Raw genomic sequence first — 17,592 nt, 5'->3', positions numbered from 1 at the left:
CTATCTTCAATTCCAAAAAATAAAAAATGCCCACAATAGTGGGCATTTTTAGTATTCTAAATGTCTTAAATTAATCTAATAACTGAGCTGCGTGGTCCTTGGTCTTTACCTTATCTATCACTTTAGTGACTATCCCCTCTTCATCAATTATAAAGGTTTTTCTATGAATACCATCATATTCGCGACCCATAAATTTCTTTAAACCCCACACGCCAAAAGCATTGATTACCGTATGGTCCTCATCTGCCAATAACGGAAAAGGAAATTCATATTTGTTTCTAAAATTTGTTTGTCTTTTTTCAGAATCGGCACTTACTCCTAAAAGTTCATAACCTTGTGATTGTAATTCCGCATAATTATCGCGTAAATTGCAAGCCTCTGCGGTACAACCAGGTGTACTTGCTTTTGGATAGAAAAATACTATTAGTTTTTTTCCTTTATAATCTGATAAATTCACAGTATTGCCATCTTGATCTTTAGCAGAAAATGATGGTACTTTATCACCAACTTTTAACGTATTCATCTATGATATTTTTTAAATTTGTGTTTAAATATTCTCAATCAAAATTAAACATTTAATGACGAAAGCCGAAAAAATAGCTTTTACAATTGATACTTTACAAGAGTTATATCCAGAAATTCCTGTTCCCTTAGATCATAAAGATCCTTATACTTTATTAATTGCAGTATTAATGTCTGCCCAAAGTACAGACGTTAGGGTAAATAAAATAACCCCCTTACTTTTTGCAAAAGCGGACAACCCTTATGATATGATTAAACTGAGCATAGATGAAATTAGGGAAATTATTAAACCCGTTGGTTTATCGCCAATGAAAGCAAATGGTATTTACGGATTATCAAAAATTTTAATAGAAAAACATAATGGTGAGGTTCCCCAAAATCTTGAAGATTTAGAAGAATTACCTGCTGTTGGCCATAAAACAGCGAGTGTAGTGATCTCACAAGCATTTGGAATTCCTGCTTTCCCGGTTGACACGCATATTCACAGGCTACTTTATAGGTGGGGGTTCACCAATGGTAAAAATGTGGTACAAACCGAAAAAGATGCCAAGAGGCTATTTCCAAAAGAAATTTGGAACGATCTTCACTTACAGATAATTTGGTATGGTAGAGAATATTCACCCGCTAGAGGCTGGGATCTTGAAAAAGACATAATCACCAAGACCATTGGTAGAAAAACGGTTTTAAATGATTATTATAAAAATAAAAAAACCCGCTAACTGCGGGTTTTTTTTTATTAGTTCAAAAATGTTTCGAATTCTAAATCTTCGTATTCAAATTCAAAGAGCGCTTGTGAATAGCTCAACAAGAAATTGATTGTTTTAGGACATACTTTATTAAATCCTGTCTGTTCTTGGTAATCTGAGTAAATTTTTTCCATACTTCCTACGTTGTTACAATAAAATAACGCAGCAAATTTGGAAATATTGTTTATTTAATTTTTACCCTCTATTAATTCGTAAGAACTATATTGTTTTTTTCAATGATTTTTCTAAGGTTAATAAGAGCATAACGCATTCTACCTAAAGCTGTATTTATACTTACACCTGTATTTTCTGAGATTTCTTTAAAGCTCATATCCTTATAGATACGCATTAACAATACCTCTTTTTGATCATCTGGCAATTCTTCTACCAATTGTCTAAGATCAGTATCTATTTGATTTTTAATTAGTTGTTTTTCAGCATTTAACTTATCATCTCCAATTACAGAGAAAATATTAAAGTCATCGCTGCCTTCAAACATTGGCATTCTTTTGTTTCTTCTAAAGTGGTCAATGATCAAGTTATGTGAAATTCTCATTACCCAAGGTAAAAATTTACCTTCTTCACTATACTTACCTCTTTTTAAAGTTTTAATCACTTTAATAAAAGTATCTTGAAAAATATCTTCTGTAATATCCCTATCTAAAACCTTAGAATAGATAAAACTAGTAATACGCTGATTGTGTCTGTTAATTAAAATTTCAAGGGCACCTTCGTTTCCGTTGATATAATCCTTAACTAATTCTGAGTCTTCAATTTGTAGTTTCATACGAGTTACTTTCTTTAATTGGTTAAGATTGGGAAAATCTTTTTAGTTAATTGGTTTGTTTTTTATTTCTGATATAAAACTAGAGAAAAGGGGGGCTGTAGGAAAAAGTATGTTGTCAAACCGCGTTTTTTTGATGTGAAACATCGAAAAAGTATATTTCCATACAATAAATAGTATTTAGTATAGTTCGGCGGGCAAATTGTAAGAATTCCAAAATCTCACTGAAAGCCCTTAAGTATTGCTAATACAATAGAATACATATATATAAGAAGAGGTAATATATTATTTGTCCTACAAGAATAAATACTACAACAAACAAAACTTGATAGTAAAAAAGTAGTAGAAATGAAAAAACCCTTAAGCTTAGCTTAAGGGTTTATATATGATGTAAGATTGTTCTTAGTTCAAATTAGTTTCGAACTGCAATCCTTTTGCCTTAGTTACATTTAAAGATTTAGAATAAGACAGCAAAAACTGAATAGTTTCTGGTTTAGCTTTTACTACTTTAGTGTTATTCTGGTTCTTAGTGTATAATTTTTCCATGCTATTTGTTGTTTAGGTTCATCTAAAGAACGACACATGGATGAAGATAGTAGATCCACTCGACCTAAGACCAATTAATTCGTTAAAACTATATTATTGGTCTCAACAAGCTTTCTAAGGTTTATTAAAGCATAGCGCATTCTTCCTAACGCAGTGTTAATACTCACACCCGTATTATCGGAAATTTCTTTAAAGCTCATATCTTTATATATACGCATCTCTAAAACTTCTTGTTGATCCTCCGGTAGCTCTTTTATCATTCTCAATAGATCAATATCTATTTGCTCTTTTATCAATTGCTTTTCCGCATTCAATTTGTCGTCCCCTAATAATGAAAAGATATTATAACTTTCCTTGCTATTATACATTGGCATTCTGTTATGCTTTCTAAAATGATCTATAACAAGGTTATGAGCTATACGCATTACCCATGGTAAAAATTTACCCTCTTCGTTATAGGCACCTCTTTTTAAGGTTCGTATAACCTTCATAAAGGTATCTTGAAAAATATCTTCGGTAAGTTCACGGTCACCTACTTTAGAATAGATAAATCCTGTTAACCTAGAGTTATGACGATTGATTAAAGCTTCAATAGCTTTTTCGTCTCCTTGAATATATTGCTTTACTAATTGGGAATCTTCAACTTGTACTACCATAACGTTACTTGTAGGGTTAAAATGCAGTCCCAAATTCAAAATGAATAAGGGTCTAATGGTTAAATTCTAACTTAAAAAGTAATGTTGCGTTATAGGCGTGTTGAATTAAAATTAGATTCCAAAGATATAAAAAAATAAATACTCTTATAAAAATGTGAAAATTTCTTACTGCATTTTTAGATAAACGGCATTTTTTAGTTCAGAAAAAAGGCAAAGCGTATCTTTGTATTCTTAGAAATTTGTATGCCTACACTTACCGAAATAAATCCGAAAGAAAACATTATAATCAAGGGTGCTAAATTGCACAACCTAAAAGATATTGATGTTGTTATACCTAGAAATAAACTTGTGGTCATTACAGGACTTTCAGGTTCTGGAAAGTCTAGTTTAGCTTTTGACACCTTGTACGCAGAAGGTCAAAGACGCTATGTAGAAAGCTTATCATCCTATGCCCGACAGTTTTTGGGCAAATTGGATAAACCTAAGGTAGATTACATTAAAGGTATAGCCCCAGCTATTGCAATTGAGCAAAAAGTGAATTCTACCAACCCTAGATCAACCGTTGGTACAACCACTGAAATTTATGACTACATAAAACTTTTGTTTGCGCGTATTGGTAAGACCTACTCCCCTGTTTCTGGTAACGAAGTAAAAAAACATACTGTTACAGATGTTGTTAACCATGTAAAAGCTTACACCGAAGGTACCAAGCTCTTACTTTTAGCACCTATTACCATTCGTGAAGATAGAGATGCCATAAAATCATTGGAATTATTTTCAAAACAAGGTTACGCACGTATTAAATATAATAACAGTGTAATGCGAATAGATCAAGCTCCCAAGGATATTGGCAAAAAGTTTGATCTTGTAATTGACAGAATCATTACCAAAGACGACGAAGATTTTTACAATAGATTGGCAAATGCCGTAGATACTGCCTTTTTTGAAGGTAAGGGCGAATGTATGATCGAGGAACTGGCAGATGGCAAACAAACACTTTTCAGTAATAAGTTTGAATTAGATGGTATTACATTTCTTGAACCGAATGTTCATCTCTTTAGCTTTAATAATCCCTACGGTGCTTGTCCAAAGTGCGAAGGGTACGGAGATGTTATCGGTATAGATGAAGATCTGGTTGTACCAAATACGGCATTATCGATTTACGAAAATGCGATTTTCCCATGGAGAGGAGATAGCATGAGTTTTTATAGAGATCAGTTGGTCAACTCAGCATATAAATTTGATTTTCCAATTCATAAACCTTGGTTTGAACTTACTGAAGAGCAAAAACAATTGATTTGGGATGGTAATGCACATTTTATAGGACTACATAAGTTCTTTGGGATGTTAGAAGAGAAAAGCTATAAAATACAGAACAGGGTAATGCTCTCAAGATATAGAGGTAAAACCAAATGTAATGTTTGTAATGGCAAAAGGTTACGTCCAGAGACAGATTATGTGAAAGTTGGCGGAGCTTCCATTTCTTCATTGGTAGGGTTATCTATAGAAAAACTGATTCTTTTCTTTAACGACCTTAAATTAAATGAAAGTGACGCAACCATTGCAGCAAGACTTTTAGTTGAAATAAACACACGGTTAGGATTTTTGGATAAGGTGGGTTTAAATTACCTAACCATTAACAGAAAATCCAATACATTATCTGGTGGAGAAAGTCAGCGTATAAATCTAGCAACCTCTTTAGGTAGTAGTTTGGTAGGTTCTATGTATATTTTAGATGAGCCAAGTATTGGACTACACCCAAGAGATACTGAAAATTTGATAGAGGTTTTACTATCGTTACGTAATCTGGGCAATACCGTTATAGTGGTTGAACATGACGAAGATATCATGAAGGCCGCAGATGTGGTTATTGATATAGGTCCAGAAGCCGGTACACATGGCGGCGAAGTAGTGGCTCAAGGTACACTTAAGGAAATACTTAAGTCAAAATCGCTCACGGCCCAGTATCTAAATGGTAAAATGGAGATTAAAGTTCCCAAAGAACGTAGAACTTCAAAAAACCATATTACTATAAACGGTGTTCGTGAAAACAACCTTAAAAACATTAATGTTACTTTTCCTTTAGATATGTTAACCGTAGTAACAGGTGTATCCGGTAGTGGAAAAAGTACTTTGGTCAAAAAACTGTTATATCCTATAGTACTTAAAGAAACTGGGGGGTATGGAGAAAAAGCAGGTCAGCATACTTCTGTGGAGGGCAAGTACAAACATATTAAACATGTAGAATTTGTAGATCAAAATCCTATCGGGAGATCTTCACGCTCTAATCCTGTAACTTACATAAAGGCATATGATGATATTAGAAGTTTGTTCGCTGGCCAAAAACTGAGCAAGATCAGAAATTACCAAGCAAAGCATTTTTCATTCAATGTCGATGGCGGTAGATGTGAAAAATGTAAAGGTGAAGGTGAAATCACCGTAGAAATGCAGTTTATGGCAGATGTTCATTTAGAATGTGAAACCTGTGGTGGTAAACGATTTAAAAAAGAAGTACTTGAGGTCACTTTCAATAATGCGAATATAGACGATGTACTTAATATGACCATTGATGATGCTATCCAGTTTTTTGAAATTGGAGAGCAAACCAAAATAGTCACTAAACTAAAACCTTTACAAGATGTTGGTTTGGGGTATGTAACATTGGGGCAATCTTCATCTACCCTTTCCGGTGGAGAGGCACAACGTATTAAATTAGCTTCTTTTTTGATTAAAGGTAGTACCAAAGAAAAAGCGCTCTTCATTTTTGATGAGCCAACTACGGGATTACATTTTCATGATATTCAAAAACTATTGAAATCATTTAACGCACTTATTAAGAAAGGACATTCTATAGTAGTCATAGAACATAATATTGATTTAATTAAATGTGCAGACTACATTATAGATCTTGGTCCAGGTGGTGGTGAAAATGGTGGGCAATTATTAGCCGAAGGTACTCCAGAAGAGGTTGTAAAAAGCAAAAAATCGTACACGGCGAACTACCTAAAAGAGAAAATAAATTAAATTTACTCCAAAAATAAAGTATTCAAATATATTTTAAACCATTGATTACCAATACTATAATCAATGGTTTTGATTTTTGGCACGCTGTTTGTAATGTACTAAGGGAATGTAAATAATTACATTTAGAACAACTGCTCCAAGGGGCAGATTTAAACCTTATATTATGAAGAACTTAGTACTCCTTTTTACAGCGATGATTTTTAGCACCACAGGTGTTTTCGCTTCAGGTATTAGCGAAGATAAGGTTGCAAACAGCAATACTTATAGATATGACAACTCATTTATTTTTATAGAAAACGGAATTACATTTTCTGTTTACCCAGATGGTGAATTTGATTTTTATATTGAAAACCAGGTAACAGGAAGTAGAAACGGAGTAACGTTCAATTCAGGTTACGATTATAGTCCATTTGCTCAATATGATGATTATGGTGCTGTAATTCAAGTAGAAAATGTGCCTATTTATTATGACTATTATGGTCGTGTTAATCAAATTGGTGATGTTAATATCAATTACAGAAACAACAGAGTACGTAGTATAGGTGGTATGTATGTATACTATAACAACCGTGGTTTTTATGATTACCATACCGGTTATATCAATATTTACAACAGAAACTATGTGTACCGTCCTTTCCATAGATGGTTCGTTAGACCAGCAGTAGGATTTAGTTTGGTATTCAATAGTCCGTACAGAAGATATTACACACCAATAAGATATTCTTACTACAGACCTTATAGAAATAATTTCAGAAGGGCTTATGTAAATATTGGTAAGCAGTATAGATATAATAAAGTAAGAAATAACAGAACTAAAATTTATAGAAACGATAAGCGTGTAGCAGTAAGAAATAATACATACAGAAGTAACAGATCAGTGGCTAAAAGAGACAATGGATTGAGAACCGGTAGATCGGTTGCCGCTAGCAATACTTCAAGAAACAATAGAAACTCCACGGTCAATAGATCTACTACTGTTAGACGTAGTAATAACAATAGTGGTAGAACTACACAAAGTAGAACGGTTACTAGAAGTTCTAATAACGGAACAGTTAAAAGAAGTACTACAGTAAATCGTAGTACGCCAAATAGAACGGTTACAAAAAGAGAAGTTACACGTACACCAAAAAGTACTACGGTAAAAAGAAGTTCTACAACGTACAAGAAACCCGTTAGCAGAAGTTCAAATACTAGAACAGCTACAAATACTAGAACACAGCGTAGCACTGTTACAAGAAAAGCGACCAAGAGTCCTTCTAGAAGTACCGTAAGTAGAAATTCTAGTTCAAGATCTGTAAGTAAAGCTCCTTCTAGAAGCTCAAGCTCTAGAACAAGTTCTGCAACTAGAAGTAGTAGAAGAAATTAAAATAAGTTTTTAGGTTGGTTAGTTGTAAAGCGCCGTAATGAATTCATTCATTGCGGCGCTTTTTTAATGCAAAAATCCCTCCTCAGGAAATAGTTTTCTAAACTTTTTAGGTAAACTAGTAACTATCTTCATTTTCTCTTGGGTAAAAGGATGAATAAATTCTAAGGTGCCGGCATGTAAGTACAGACCTTTACCCTTTAATTGCAACCCTTCAAGAAAATAAGTAGCATCGCCCAAAATGGGGTTTCCAATAGAAAGTAAATGTTTTCTAAGTTGATGCCTTCGCCCCGATCTCGGATTTAGCTTTACCAGATTTAAAAATGAAAAACGTTCAGACTTCAGTGATTTTACTACCTTAAAACTAGAACTAGCAGGTTTATCATCTATAGCATCATCAATAACCCCAGCTGGTATTTGTGAACCAATGGTTACGGCATAGTACGTTTTAGTAATTTTTTTATGTTCAAATAATTTGTTGAGTGCGGTAATTGCACTACTAGTTTTCCCAACAAGAAGCAATCCAGTAGTTGCATAATCTAAACGATGAACCGGTTTTGGACCTACGGCATCAAACAATGTACTTGGAGAAAGATTTTGAGCTAGTGCATTAGCCACGGTTTTAAATCCGTTACCACTAACCAATATACCTGCAGGCTTATTAATTACCGCCAAATACTCATCCTCGTAAATAACATTTAAATTAAGAACCAATCTAGTGTTGTTGTCTTTCTCTGCGGCGTGATATATTATAGTTTCCCCACCTTTAATAAAAGTTGCCGTACTGCCCACTACCCCATCTACCGTAATCAGATTTTTTTTAAGTGCTTTCTTTAAAGCGGATTTGGTAGAAATCTGTTGAAATTTCCCTACTCCGTATTCCTGCAACCTAATTGGGTCAGTTAGTTCTTGAACAATATGCGTCTGCTTCAAAATCATCTTAAGCCCAAAGTTAACTCTGTTTGATCAGTTATCCGTTTAAATACATTAGAACTACTAAAATACTTAAGTGAGTTAACCTTCCTACTTATATAAGTTTAATTTTCACCCAGTTAACAATCCATCATCAAAAACCGAAATGAAAAAAATCAACCATAAGATTCTTAGACAACTTATCATATTGTCGCTGATCATTTTTTTAGGCGGATTGATTATCAAATATATGCTTCCGTATATTTCTGGAGTTTTAGGAGCCCTTACGCTTTATGTAGTGCTTAGAAAATGGATGCTCAAATTAATCAATAAAGGGATAAAAAGAATGTGGGCAGCTATGCTACTCATTTTAGTATCCTTTATTGGAATCTTCGTTCCGCTGACCGCAGCAGGGTTTATGTTAAGCTCTGAACTAAGTAATTTGGCAGACAAATCTGAACAAGTTACCAAGGCGTTTAAAGATCAACTTTTTCAAGTAGAGAAATATGTAGAGTATGACATTTCATCTACTATTGACCCCAAACAAGCATCTGGCTGGTTAACGGACAATATGCAAGGTTTTGCCAGTGGCACTTTCAATGTGTTTATTTCATTGGGTATATTGCTATTTCTATTGTATTACATGTTAAAGAGTCCAAAACAATTAAAAGAGTCTCTTTTAGAATATATTCCCCTCAGTAATAAAAATTTAATGACCTTGGGAAAGGAGATTGATAGTGTGGTACGCTCCAATGCTATTGCCATACCGCTGGTTGCATTAGCTCAAGGAATTATCGCTCTTATCGGGTTCTATATTTTTGGTGTAGACAACCCCTTATTTTGGTTTGTAATAGTAACTATTGGATCCATGATTCCTTTTATAGGAACATTTATAGGAATATTTCCAGTGTTTGTACTGAGCCTTGCCAGCGGCGAAGACTTTCAGGCCTGGGGAATTTTGCTTTATGGTATTTTGGTAGTAGGTATGACCGATAATATTATTCGGCTTTTCGTTTTAAAACAATTAGATAGTACTCACCCGTTAATTACCTTAATTGGTGTATTAATTGGTATACCTCTTTTTGGTTTTGTAGGACTTATTTTTGGTCCATTAATTATAAACTTATTCTTGATTATTGTAAAAATATACAAACAACAATACGGTATTCAAAAATCGAGCAAACAAAACGAAAATAAGATGTAATTAAAACTTTAAATATTTATTCAAGAATGCATACACATCCTCCGATATTTTAAATCGATATAGAGCACCTACATAAAGCGCTATCATTAAAATACCTTTCAACGCAATATTGACTAGCGGATGAAAAGAAAATGAAAATGTTGAAAAAATCACAGCTATAATAATCAGTAAAAGCAACACTTTAATTGTCTCATGTGTAAAAGGTTGCATTTGAAACTTTGCTTTTACGTAGCCCAATTTTAATGAATTATAAATAAAAAAGGCACTAAAACTAGCTATTGCAGCACCGTTAATACCGTAGTTCGGAATCAACCAGAGATTAAAAATAATAGCCAAAACCGCTAACAATACGCCAAAAAACAAAATAGACCGGTAGTAATCTGAATTAAAAAGTATGGCATTGTTGTTCCCTAAAAGCGCATCATACACCTTTGCCAAACCAACCCAAAATACGATCATAAAACCGCCAGCATATTTATTCGGCAATAATTCATAAAGCTCATTAAGATTCAATAAAATCAATAAAAAAAGTATGCCGGAGACTATAAACAGTGTTAACGAGCTTTTTTGGTATAATTGCGTAAGAGCCGGTATATCCCTACTATTTAGATAATTTGCCGTTAACGGATATGTAATTTGATGCATTGCTTTTGAGGGCACCGCAATGGTTGATGCAATAAAACCAGCTACAGCATAAAAAGCCACATTTTCAAGCTCCAAAAAATTATTCAACATAACCTTATCTACCTCCATCAATACAATAGCAGTAGAACCTCCTAAAATTATTAAAGCACTATATTTTACAATATTTCTCCAATTGTTCGGAAAATGAAAATCTAATTTAGGAGAACGTAAGCTGTAAGAATACAATTTCATTATTAATGTTCTCGCAATATAGAAGCCTACCAAAGCATTAATAAAAAATGATATATCTATCAACTTAAAATACAATAGCAGTAGTAATACGGTTTGCCCTACCCTACAAAAAATCTCTTTCATGAAATTGCCGAACATCGATTTCATTTGAATTCGCGCCCATGCATAAAAGACTTCAAAGTATGACATTGCCATACCTACCAAAAAAATATGCCACACATACTCCCTAACCACATCATTTTGTCTAGAAAGCAAATTTCCTATCATATCATTAGCGGCATAGCTAGCCACTGCCACCGGTATAATCAAGAACAAAGGCAAAATCAGCATTAAAGTCAAAAATGAATCTTGATTCTTTTGATCCTTAAAACTTGAATAAAATTTGACTAAACTATTGGGAACACCAAATGCTAAAATGGGCATTAAAACTGAAGACACGGACAAAATAACCTGTATTAAACCGTAATTACTTGGTTGCATAAAATTGGTGTACAAAAACAAGGTATTGGCAGCTCCTATCGCAAAACCTATGTAGGTAACAATTGTATTATTTAAAGATTGTTTTAGTACGATACCCATTAGATGTATTCAGCCAATTTTCTGGTGAGCTCCCTTCTGCTAAATTGCTCAATATTGTCCGCAATAATATTTAATTGCCCCTTCTGATAATTTTCAAACCATCTTAAAATTACATTTTTCAGTTCAATATCATCAGAATGTTCAAATATATAGCCCGTTTTAGTTTCTTCAACAATACTTTCTACGTCCCAATTCTTAGGTCCAATTCCTAAAATTGGTCGCTTGGCCGCCATATATTCAAACAGTTTACCCGGTATAATTCCAATGGTTTCCTGAGAATCTATTTCTACCAGTAATAATACTTGAGATTTTCGTTGATATACCAAAGCTTCTTGGTGAGAAACATATCCAATAACTTCAATAAAGTCCTGTAACCCTACTTCTTTTATAGTTGATAGTATTTCATCACTGACAACACCTATAAACTGTAGTCTTAATGCCTCTTTAAATGCAGGAAATTCATCTACCATTTGTGCCAAAACCGACCAAAATTTCACGGGATTTCTACCGCTTAATAATGACCCTATATGTGAAATGGTAAATTTTGAATCTAACCCTTCATCAGTCAGCAACTCGCCATCAAATCCATTGGTAATAACCTTTATTGGTTTACCTGTAATGTTTTTAAATTCCTTTTTTGTAGTACTGCTCGTAACTATAATTTTGTCTGCCGTATGAAGAACTTTAGCTTCTAATAGTTTATGTTTCTTTTCTGCCGATTTGGTTAATTTCAATTTCTTATGATAGCCAATAGTTGTCCACGGATCGCGAAAGTCCGCTACCCAATGTACAGGTTTCCCTTGTTTTAAATAATAGCCAATTAAATGCACACTGTGTGGAGGACCAGTAGTTATTATAGTCTCAATACCCTCTTTAGCCAACACATCTCTTAGGAAGTTTACAGATGGTTTTATCCAAAACTTTCTTGCATCGGGTATAAAAAGGTTTCCGCGAACCCACAAAAGAACCTTCTCTATAAAAGATTGGTTTTTCGTCTGTATGATTCCAGAGCTAATACGCTTCGTTTTTTTACTTGAAAAGAGTGAAGCAATGCGATAAGGCTCTTTAATTTTATGCTTATAGATTTTTATATCAGTGGGTACATCTTGAGAAAAAGTATCATCTAACATGGGGTAATGAGGATTCTCAGGAATATATAGTACCGGCTCAATACCAAAATCTCTAAGGTATTTCACAAACTTTAGCCAACGTTGCACTCCTGGTCCGCCAGCAGGTGGCCAATAGTACGTAATGACCAGCACTTTTCTCATTATGATTCCTCTTCTTTTTTAGACCTCCAAAAAGAAAAACCTAAACCACCTACAATTACCAGTCCCAATAAAATAGTACTTGCCAAAGTAATTTTACTACCCGTAGCTACAACCTCTGGTTCAAATCTGAACTCTATTTTATGCTCCCCAGAAGGTACAGAAAGTGCTCTTAATACATAATCAACTTTGAAATAATCACTTTGTTTTCCGTCTATATAAGCATTCCAACCATTTTTGTAATACATTTCAGAAAAAACAGCTACACCTTCATTGCTGTTTTTAGAATTATATATTAGGTGATTGGGTTCATAATCTATTAACTCAATAGATGCCGTAGAATCCACTTGATATTCCATTGGCTTAACATTTACAAATGAAGTAGCGTTAAATACGGCTATATTTTTAGTATCTAAACTATCAAGTGCCATTATTTCCTCATTGGCATTATTGACCGCATTCAGTTTAGAAATAAACCAAGCATTACCGTTGGCATTAGGGTTTTCAATTGGAAAGGTATTTCCTTCTTGATCTTGCCTTATAACATACTTAATGTTCATCATATTCAAGACAGACAGATTACCGTTATAGACGTGGAAATTAAACAAATCTTGCATACCGGCCGGTTTTGCGGCATGATACCCCGTTATACTTTGATGAAAATAAGCCGTTTTAGCAGAGTCAAATCCGTCGGTTTGATCAAATACGCGAAAAACATTATCATCTTTAGCAATAATTTTATCGGCAGTAGTTTCTTGAAATGGCTCAAGCATTTTACGCTTAGACACAAAATTGTCATTGTTCACATAACGTAAATCAACCCCAACCAAATCTACCACCACTAAAACACCAACAGCGATAATCAAGAAATTCATTTTCAATTTCTCTTTCAAATACAACCAGATCAATATAGCGGTTGCCAAAGCAAACCCTAAAGAACGCAATAGATCACTTGTATAAACACTTTTACGATCTAAACGAAGCATTTCCGGAAGCTCCTCTAACCCTGTCATTCTCAAATTATCATCGGCAGCACCCACAAATTGAAAAGCTCCTTTAAATAAAAATAACACAACCCCAAGCCCTAGGATTGTAGCTGTAGCTAAGGTCAAAGATTTGATCTTATCGGCATGTGGCACCTTATCCTTAAATAGCTTTTTCAATGCCAATATTGCCAAAACAGGTACGCATAGCTCTAATATAACTTGAATGGAAGACACCGCCCTAAACTTATCGTATAGCGGAAAGTAATCTATCATAAAATCTGTCAATACACTAAAATTCTTTCCCCATGAAAGTATTAATGACAACAATGAGCCAAACAGTAGCCACCATTTATGCTTGCCTTTTACCAAAAACAACCCTAAAACAAATAGAAAGAATATCACCGCACCTAAATAAGCCGGTCCTGAAGTACCTGGTTGTTCTCCCCAATACAGTGGTAGACCACTAACAAAATCCAAGGCACTGGATCTAGCCAAACCTTTATCAATTAGGTAATTGTACGATTTTGAATTCTCACCTAAGTTTTCTTGACTTGCGCCACCAAAAAGTCTAGGAACAAATAAATTCAACGATTCAGCAATACCGTAACTCCAGTTAGTAATATAAGCTTTGCTTAATCCGCCAGTGTCTTCTTTAGGTGAACCATCTGGGTTGATCGTTAATTCACTTTTACCTCGCGTACTCCAATCAGCATATTCTTTAGTAGCCATTAACCCTGTAGCATTGGCAGCAATACCTAAAGTTACGGCTATCAACAATATACCTACCGATGTAAAAAATTGCTTCAATTTTTTATCCTTAATGGCATATATCAAATAGACCACACCCAAAACCAATACAAGTAACATAAAGTAATAGGTCATTTGGTAGTGGTTGGCCGTAATTTCCAAAGCCATGGCCAAAGCGGTTAAAACAAAGCCCCACAGATATTTTTTTCTAAAAACCAATACAATACCACCTAAAAGCATAGGTAGATATGCCATGGCATGAGCCTTAGCATTATGTCCGGCACCTAAAATTATTATTAAATAGGTAGAGAAACCAAAGGCAAGTGCACCAATTACAGCTAACTTAAAATCCACTTTTAAACAACACAGTAGAATATAAAAACCTATGAAATATAGAAATAGATAATCTGCCGGTCTTGGTAAAAACCGAATTAAACGGTCTAATTTTTTAATGTAATTATGTGGGTAATTTGCTCCTAATTGGTACGTTGGCATGCCCCCAAAAGCGCTATTGGTCCAATACGGTTCTTGATCTGTAGCTTTTCTAAAATCGTTCTGCTCTTTGGCCATACCGGTATATTGAGCAATATCATGCTGGTACATAACCTTACCCTGCAGAACCGGACTAAAATAAGCCAAGGCGGCGATGATGAAAAATACGACAACAAAAAAATTGATGAAAAAGAATTTTAAGCCTTGCTTCATTTGCTAAAAGTAGTGTTTAAGCAAAGATAACTAGTCTAGCTCTTCAAAATCAATGTATTCACCTACTTTTTCTGAATCCTTCTTTTTTCTAGTGGTTTTTTTATTGATAATTACACTCTCATCTTCTTGTTCATTAAATGGACGTTGATTATCAAAAGCTTGTCTGAAATGAGATTCAGTTTTCTTTGCTGCGTAATTCAAAATTTTTGGCGCAAATAACCTTGCTAATATTTTTAGAAGGTAATAGACCAAAAGAATAATTAATATAGTTTTTAAAAAAGCCATTTATTACTGCTTATATATATCAAAAATACAATTATCACGTTGTATATGTAGAATCATATTATTAAAATATATATAAAATCGTGTTCATGAATAGTCTTTTTGCCTACTCTAAATCATATCAATACGTATTCGCTTTATTATTTCTAATACCGTTAATAGGTATTTCTCAATATACAGATGTAATAAATTCTAATAGACCTGGAGTTTCTGTGAGCGCTTACGCGGTTGGCAAAAATGTGGTACAGGCAGAAATGGGATTATTCTATGAACAAAGAGACCACACCATTCTAAATACAGAATCGAATATTTGGGGAACCGATGTTTCATTACGATATGGTTTGTTATTCGAAAGATTAGAACTTAATTACGAAGGTACTTTTCAAGATCAAAAGATAACATTTTTGAATTTTGACCTAGAGGGCAAGCGAAGAGATTTTTCTAGAAATAGATTAGGTTTAAAATACTTGATCTATGACCCATTTAAAAATCCTGAAGCCAACAAACCCAACCTTTATAGCTGGAGAGCCAATCATAAATTTCAATTTAAGAATTTACTGCCCGCAGTTTCTTTATACGGTGGAGCAAATTTTGTTTTAGGCGATAATCCTTTTTATATAGGTGAACCAACCATTTCTTATCGTGGTATGATAGCTACCCAAAGTCGCTTGACTCCAAGGTTCGTATTAATTACCAACACCGCATATGACCGTATAAGCACAGATGACCCTGAGCTCAGCTATACCATATCATTATCCCATGCATTTAGAAACCCAAAATGGAGTGTTTTTGTAGAACACCAAGGCATTGATAGCGATCGGTACTCAGATTTATTGATACGTGGAGGTATTGCCCATTTATTAAAAGAAAACCTGCAGTTCGATTTTAATATGGGAGCTAGTCTAAAAAATACACCTACACGTATATTTTTTGGAATTGGTGGTTCTTACAGAATGGATTTCCATAAAGACAGCTTAAAACCAATTGAAGATCAAGAAGCGGATCAAAATGGTGGTGCCATTGACAAAAAAGCCATGAAAAAGAAAAAGATAAAGAAGGATAAGAAAAATAAAGGTAGCGGTGCAGAAGACGTAAACCTTGGGCCTTCTAAAAAACAGCTCAAAAAACTTAAGAAAGCGGAAAAGAAGAAAAAGAAAGAAAGTAGCGAGATCGACTTTTAACACTACATTCTACTCTTCAATATTTCATTACGTACCCCTTTATAATGTAGATTAATATCACTAATATTGGCACTTCTAAAGAAGTCCAATGATTACGATACATGAAGCCAAATCAAAGCAAGATTTAAAACGTTTTGTAACCTTTCCTTTTTCGTTATACAAAAACAACAAATATTGGGTACCCCCCATTATAAATGACGAACTTGAAAGTTTTGATAAAGAAAAAAATCCTGTTTTTAAAGATGCAGAGGCATGGTTCTTCCTTGCAATGGACGGTGATAGAATAGTTGGTCGTGTAGCCGCTATTGTCAATCACCTAGAAGTTGACCAACAAAATGTAAAAAAAATGCGTTTTGGTTGGTTCGATTTTATAGATGATCAAAATGTATCTAAAGCACTTTTAGACAAGGTAGCAGAAATTGGTAATCAGCACCAATTGGAATTTATGGAAGGTCCTGTAGGTTTTTCAAACTTAGATAAAGTTGGAGTACTTATAGAAGGGTTTGATCATATTGGCACCATGATAACTTGGTATAACCATCCTTATTACAAAGACCATTATGAGAGTCTTGGCTTTATAAAGGAAAAGGAATACATGGAAAATAAATTTCCTGCAGGTAATGCAGATCCAGCACTCTTTACCAAATTGAACGACCTAGTTAAAAGAAGGTACGGTCTTAAAGAGGTTAATTTCACAAAGACTAAAGAGATTATGCCCTTAGCAGATGAAATGTTTGATCTATTTAATGAAACCTATGCCAACCTTTCTTCTTTTGTTCCCATAACAGAAATACAAAAGGCTTATTTCAAAAAGAAATATATAAGCTTTATTAACCCAGAGTACATAAAATTCATTAAAGATAAAGAGGATAAACTCATCGCCTTTGCCATTGTAATGCCATCATTTTCAGAAGCACTGCAGAAAGCTAAAGGTAAGTTGTTTCCGTTTGGATTATACCACTTGTTGAAGGCCAAGAAAAACAGTAAGGATGTTATTTTCTATTTAATAGGAATACGACCAGAATACCAAAACAAAGGAGTTACTGCAGTAATTTTCAACGAGTACTACAAAACATTCAAAGAAAAAGGCATTGACATGTGCTACCGCACTCCAGAATTAGAGGAGAACATTGCAATAAAGCAAATGTGGAAACATTTTGACCCGGTAATCTATAAACGAAGAAGAACGTATAGAAAATCACTTTCTTAAA

16 protein-coding genes are annotated in these 17,592 nt (G+C 34.0%); 6 read left to right on the top strand and 10 right to left on the bottom strand.

What is annotated here, in order from left to right; all coding sequences use genetic code 11:
* Positions 1-70: 70 nt before the first annotated feature.
* Positions 71-523, bottom strand: a complete 453-nt coding sequence (bcp, locus tag YQ22_RS15440) for a thioredoxin-dependent thiol peroxidase (protein ID WP_058103179.1) — start codon at positions 521-523, stop codon at positions 71-73.
* A gap of 55 nt (positions 524-578) precedes the next feature.
* Here bcp and YQ22_RS15435 point away from each other — a divergent pair, with 55 nt between their 5' ends.
* A complete protein-coding gene (locus tag YQ22_RS15435) occupies positions 579-1,241 on the top strand; it encodes an endonuclease III domain-containing protein (RefSeq protein ID WP_071341900.1) in 663 nt (220 codons plus the stop codon).
* Positions 1,242-1,258: 17 nt separating this feature from the next.
* Here the strand turns inward: YQ22_RS15435 and YQ22_RS19235 are convergent, their stop codons facing one another.
* From YQ22_RS19235 to YQ22_RS15425, 4 genes are all read right to left on the bottom strand, one after another.
* Positions 1,259-1,402 carry a hypothetical protein gene (locus tag YQ22_RS19235; RefSeq protein ID WP_167342516.1) on the bottom strand — a complete coding sequence of 48 codons (144 nt, stop codon included), beginning with the start codon at positions 1,400-1,402 and terminating at the stop codon, positions 1,259-1,261.
* Positions 1,403-1,473: 71 nt separating this feature from the next.
* Positions 1,474-2,055: an RNA polymerase sigma factor gene (locus YQ22_RS15430; protein ID WP_058103181.1), complete on the bottom strand. Its 582-nt coding sequence runs from the start codon at positions 2,053-2,055 to the stop codon at positions 1,474-1,476.
* A 399-nt stretch (positions 2,056-2,454) separates the two neighbouring features.
* A complete protein-coding gene (locus tag YQ22_RS19230) occupies positions 2,455-2,598 on the bottom strand; it encodes a hypothetical protein (RefSeq protein WP_198033485.1) in 144 nt (47 codons plus the stop codon).
* A 74-nt stretch (positions 2,599-2,672) separates the two neighbouring features.
* Positions 2,673-3,254 carry an RNA polymerase sigma factor gene (locus YQ22_RS15425; RefSeq protein WP_071341899.1) on the bottom strand — a complete coding sequence of 194 codons (582 nt, stop codon included), beginning with the start codon at positions 3,252-3,254 and terminating at the stop codon, positions 2,673-2,675.
* 243 nt (positions 3,255-3,497) lie between these two features.
* Here YQ22_RS15425 and uvrA point away from each other — a divergent pair, with 243 nt between their 5' ends.
* Positions 3,498-6,278: an excinuclease ABC subunit UvrA gene (uvrA, locus tag YQ22_RS15420; protein ID WP_071341898.1), complete on the top strand. Its 2,781-nt coding sequence runs from the start codon at positions 3,498-3,500 to the stop codon at positions 6,276-6,278.
* A gap of 163 nt (positions 6,279-6,441) precedes the next feature.
* A complete protein-coding gene (locus YQ22_RS15415) occupies positions 6,442-7,644 on the top strand; it encodes a hypothetical protein (protein WP_071341897.1) in 1,203 nt (400 codons plus the stop codon).
* 63 nt (positions 7,645-7,707) lie between these two features.
* On the opposite strand, the gene YQ22_RS15410 is transcribed toward YQ22_RS15415, so the two are convergent.
* Entirely contained in the window at positions 7,708-8,580 is an 873-nt protein-coding gene (locus YQ22_RS15410; RefSeq protein WP_071341896.1) for an RluA family pseudouridine synthase, read from the bottom strand.
* 139 nt (positions 8,581-8,719) lie between these two features.
* Here YQ22_RS15410 and YQ22_RS15405 point away from each other — a divergent pair, with 139 nt between their 5' ends.
* On the top strand, positions 8,720-9,757 hold the full coding sequence (locus YQ22_RS15405) for an AI-2E family transporter (RefSeq protein WP_071341895.1): 1,038 nt from the start codon (positions 8,720-8,722) through the stop codon (positions 9,755-9,757).
* On the opposite strand, the gene YQ22_RS15400 is transcribed toward YQ22_RS15405, so the two are convergent.
* From YQ22_RS15400 to YQ22_RS15385, 4 genes are read right to left on the bottom strand one after another with little or no spacing between them, the layout of a single operon-like run.
* Complete coding sequence (locus tag YQ22_RS15400) at positions 9,758-11,212, bottom strand: oligosaccharide flippase family protein (protein ID WP_071341894.1); 1,455 nt, start codon at positions 11,210-11,212, stop codon at positions 9,758-9,760. It lies immediately after the preceding gene.
* Positions 11,212-12,483: a glycosyltransferase family 4 protein gene (locus tag YQ22_RS15395; protein ID WP_071341893.1), complete on the bottom strand. Its 1,272-nt coding sequence runs from the start codon at positions 12,481-12,483 to the stop codon at positions 11,212-11,214. The genes YQ22_RS15400 and YQ22_RS15395 overlap by 1 nt, the downstream gene beginning before the upstream one ends.
* Entirely contained in the window at positions 12,483-14,918 is a 2,436-nt protein-coding gene (locus YQ22_RS15390; protein ID WP_071341892.1) for a YfhO family protein, read from the bottom strand. The genes YQ22_RS15395 and YQ22_RS15390 overlap by 1 nt, the downstream gene beginning before the upstream one ends.
* A gap of 30 nt (positions 14,919-14,948) precedes the next feature.
* A complete protein-coding gene (locus YQ22_RS15385; protein ID WP_058103190.1) occupies positions 14,949-15,203 on the bottom strand; it encodes a DUF4834 family protein in 255 nt (84 codons plus the stop codon).
* Positions 15,204-15,289: 86 nt separating this feature from the next.
* On the opposite strand from YQ22_RS15385, the gene YQ22_RS15380 reads away from it, so the two are divergent.
* Entirely contained in the window at positions 15,290-16,381 is a 1,092-nt protein-coding gene (locus tag YQ22_RS15380; RefSeq protein ID WP_071341891.1) for a transporter, read from the top strand.
* A gap of 88 nt (positions 16,382-16,469) precedes the next feature.
* On the top strand, positions 16,470-17,591 hold the full coding sequence (locus YQ22_RS15375) for a GTP cyclohydrolase (protein ID WP_071341890.1): 1,122 nt from the start codon (positions 16,470-16,472) through the stop codon (positions 17,589-17,591).
* Position 17,592: the final 1 nt, after the last annotated feature.

The sequence above is a fragment of the Maribacter sp. 1_2014MBL_MicDiv genome (assembly GCF_001865655.1).
Lineage (GTDB): Bacteria > Bacteroidota > Bacteroidia > Flavobacteriales > Flavobacteriaceae > Maribacter > Maribacter dokdonensis.
This window is presented reverse-complemented; position numbering and strand designations above follow the sequence as displayed.

What these genes read in the sequence shown, in the direction of transcription:
- YQ22_RS19230 (WP_198033485.1), bottom strand. Translation starts at nt 2,598, where the DNA reads ATGGAAAAATTATACACTAAGAACCAGAATAACACTAAAGTAGTAAAA.
- YQ22_RS15425 (WP_071341899.1), bottom strand. Translation starts at nt 3,254, where the DNA reads ATGGTAGTACAAGTTGAAGATTCCCAATTAGTAAAGCAATATATTCAA.
- YQ22_RS15380 (WP_071341891.1), top strand. Translation starts at nt 15,290, where the DNA reads ATGAATAGTCTTTTTGCCTACTCTAAATCATATCAATACGTATTCGCT.
- YQ22_RS15400 (WP_071341894.1), bottom strand. Translation starts at nt 11,212, where the DNA reads ATGGGTATCGTACTAAAACAATCTTTAAATAATACAATTGTTACCTAC.
- YQ22_RS15410 (WP_071341896.1), bottom strand. Translation starts at nt 8,580, where the DNA reads ATGATTTTGAAGCAGACGCATATTGTTCAAGAACTAACTGACCCAATT.
- uvrA (WP_071341898.1), top strand. Translation starts at nt 3,498, where the DNA reads ATGCCTACACTTACCGAAATAAATCCGAAAGAAAACATTATAATCAAG.
- YQ22_RS19235 (WP_167342516.1), bottom strand. Translation starts at nt 1,402, where the DNA reads ATGGAAAAAATTTACTCAGATTACCAAGAACAGACAGGATTTAATAAA.
- bcp (WP_058103179.1), bottom strand. Translation starts at nt 523, where the DNA reads ATGAATACGTTAAAAGTTGGTGATAAAGTACCATCATTTTCTGCTAAA.
- YQ22_RS15390 (WP_071341892.1), bottom strand. Translation starts at nt 14,918, where the DNA reads ATGAAGCAAGGCTTAAAATTCTTTTTCATCAATTTTTTTGTTGTCGTA.
- YQ22_RS15405 (WP_071341895.1), top strand. Translation starts at nt 8,720, where the DNA reads ATGAAAAAAATCAACCATAAGATTCTTAGACAACTTATCATATTGTCG.
- YQ22_RS15395 (WP_071341893.1), bottom strand. Translation starts at nt 12,483, where the DNA reads ATGAGAAAAGTGCTGGTCATTACGTACTATTGGCCACCTGCTGGCGGA.
- YQ22_RS15415 (WP_071341897.1), top strand. Translation starts at nt 6,442, where the DNA reads ATGAAGAACTTAGTACTCCTTTTTACAGCGATGATTTTTAGCACCACA.
- YQ22_RS15435 (WP_071341900.1), top strand. Translation starts at nt 579, where the DNA reads ATGACGAAAGCCGAAAAAATAGCTTTTACAATTGATACTTTACAAGAG.
- YQ22_RS15385 (WP_058103190.1), bottom strand. Translation starts at nt 15,203, where the DNA reads ATGGCTTTTTTAAAAACTATATTAATTATTCTTTTGGTCTATTACCTT.
- YQ22_RS15375 (WP_071341890.1), top strand. Translation starts at nt 16,470, where the DNA reads ATGATTACGATACATGAAGCCAAATCAAAGCAAGATTTAAAACGTTTT.
- YQ22_RS15430 (WP_058103181.1), bottom strand. Translation starts at nt 2,055, where the DNA reads ATGAAACTACAAATTGAAGACTCAGAATTAGTTAAGGATTATATCAAC.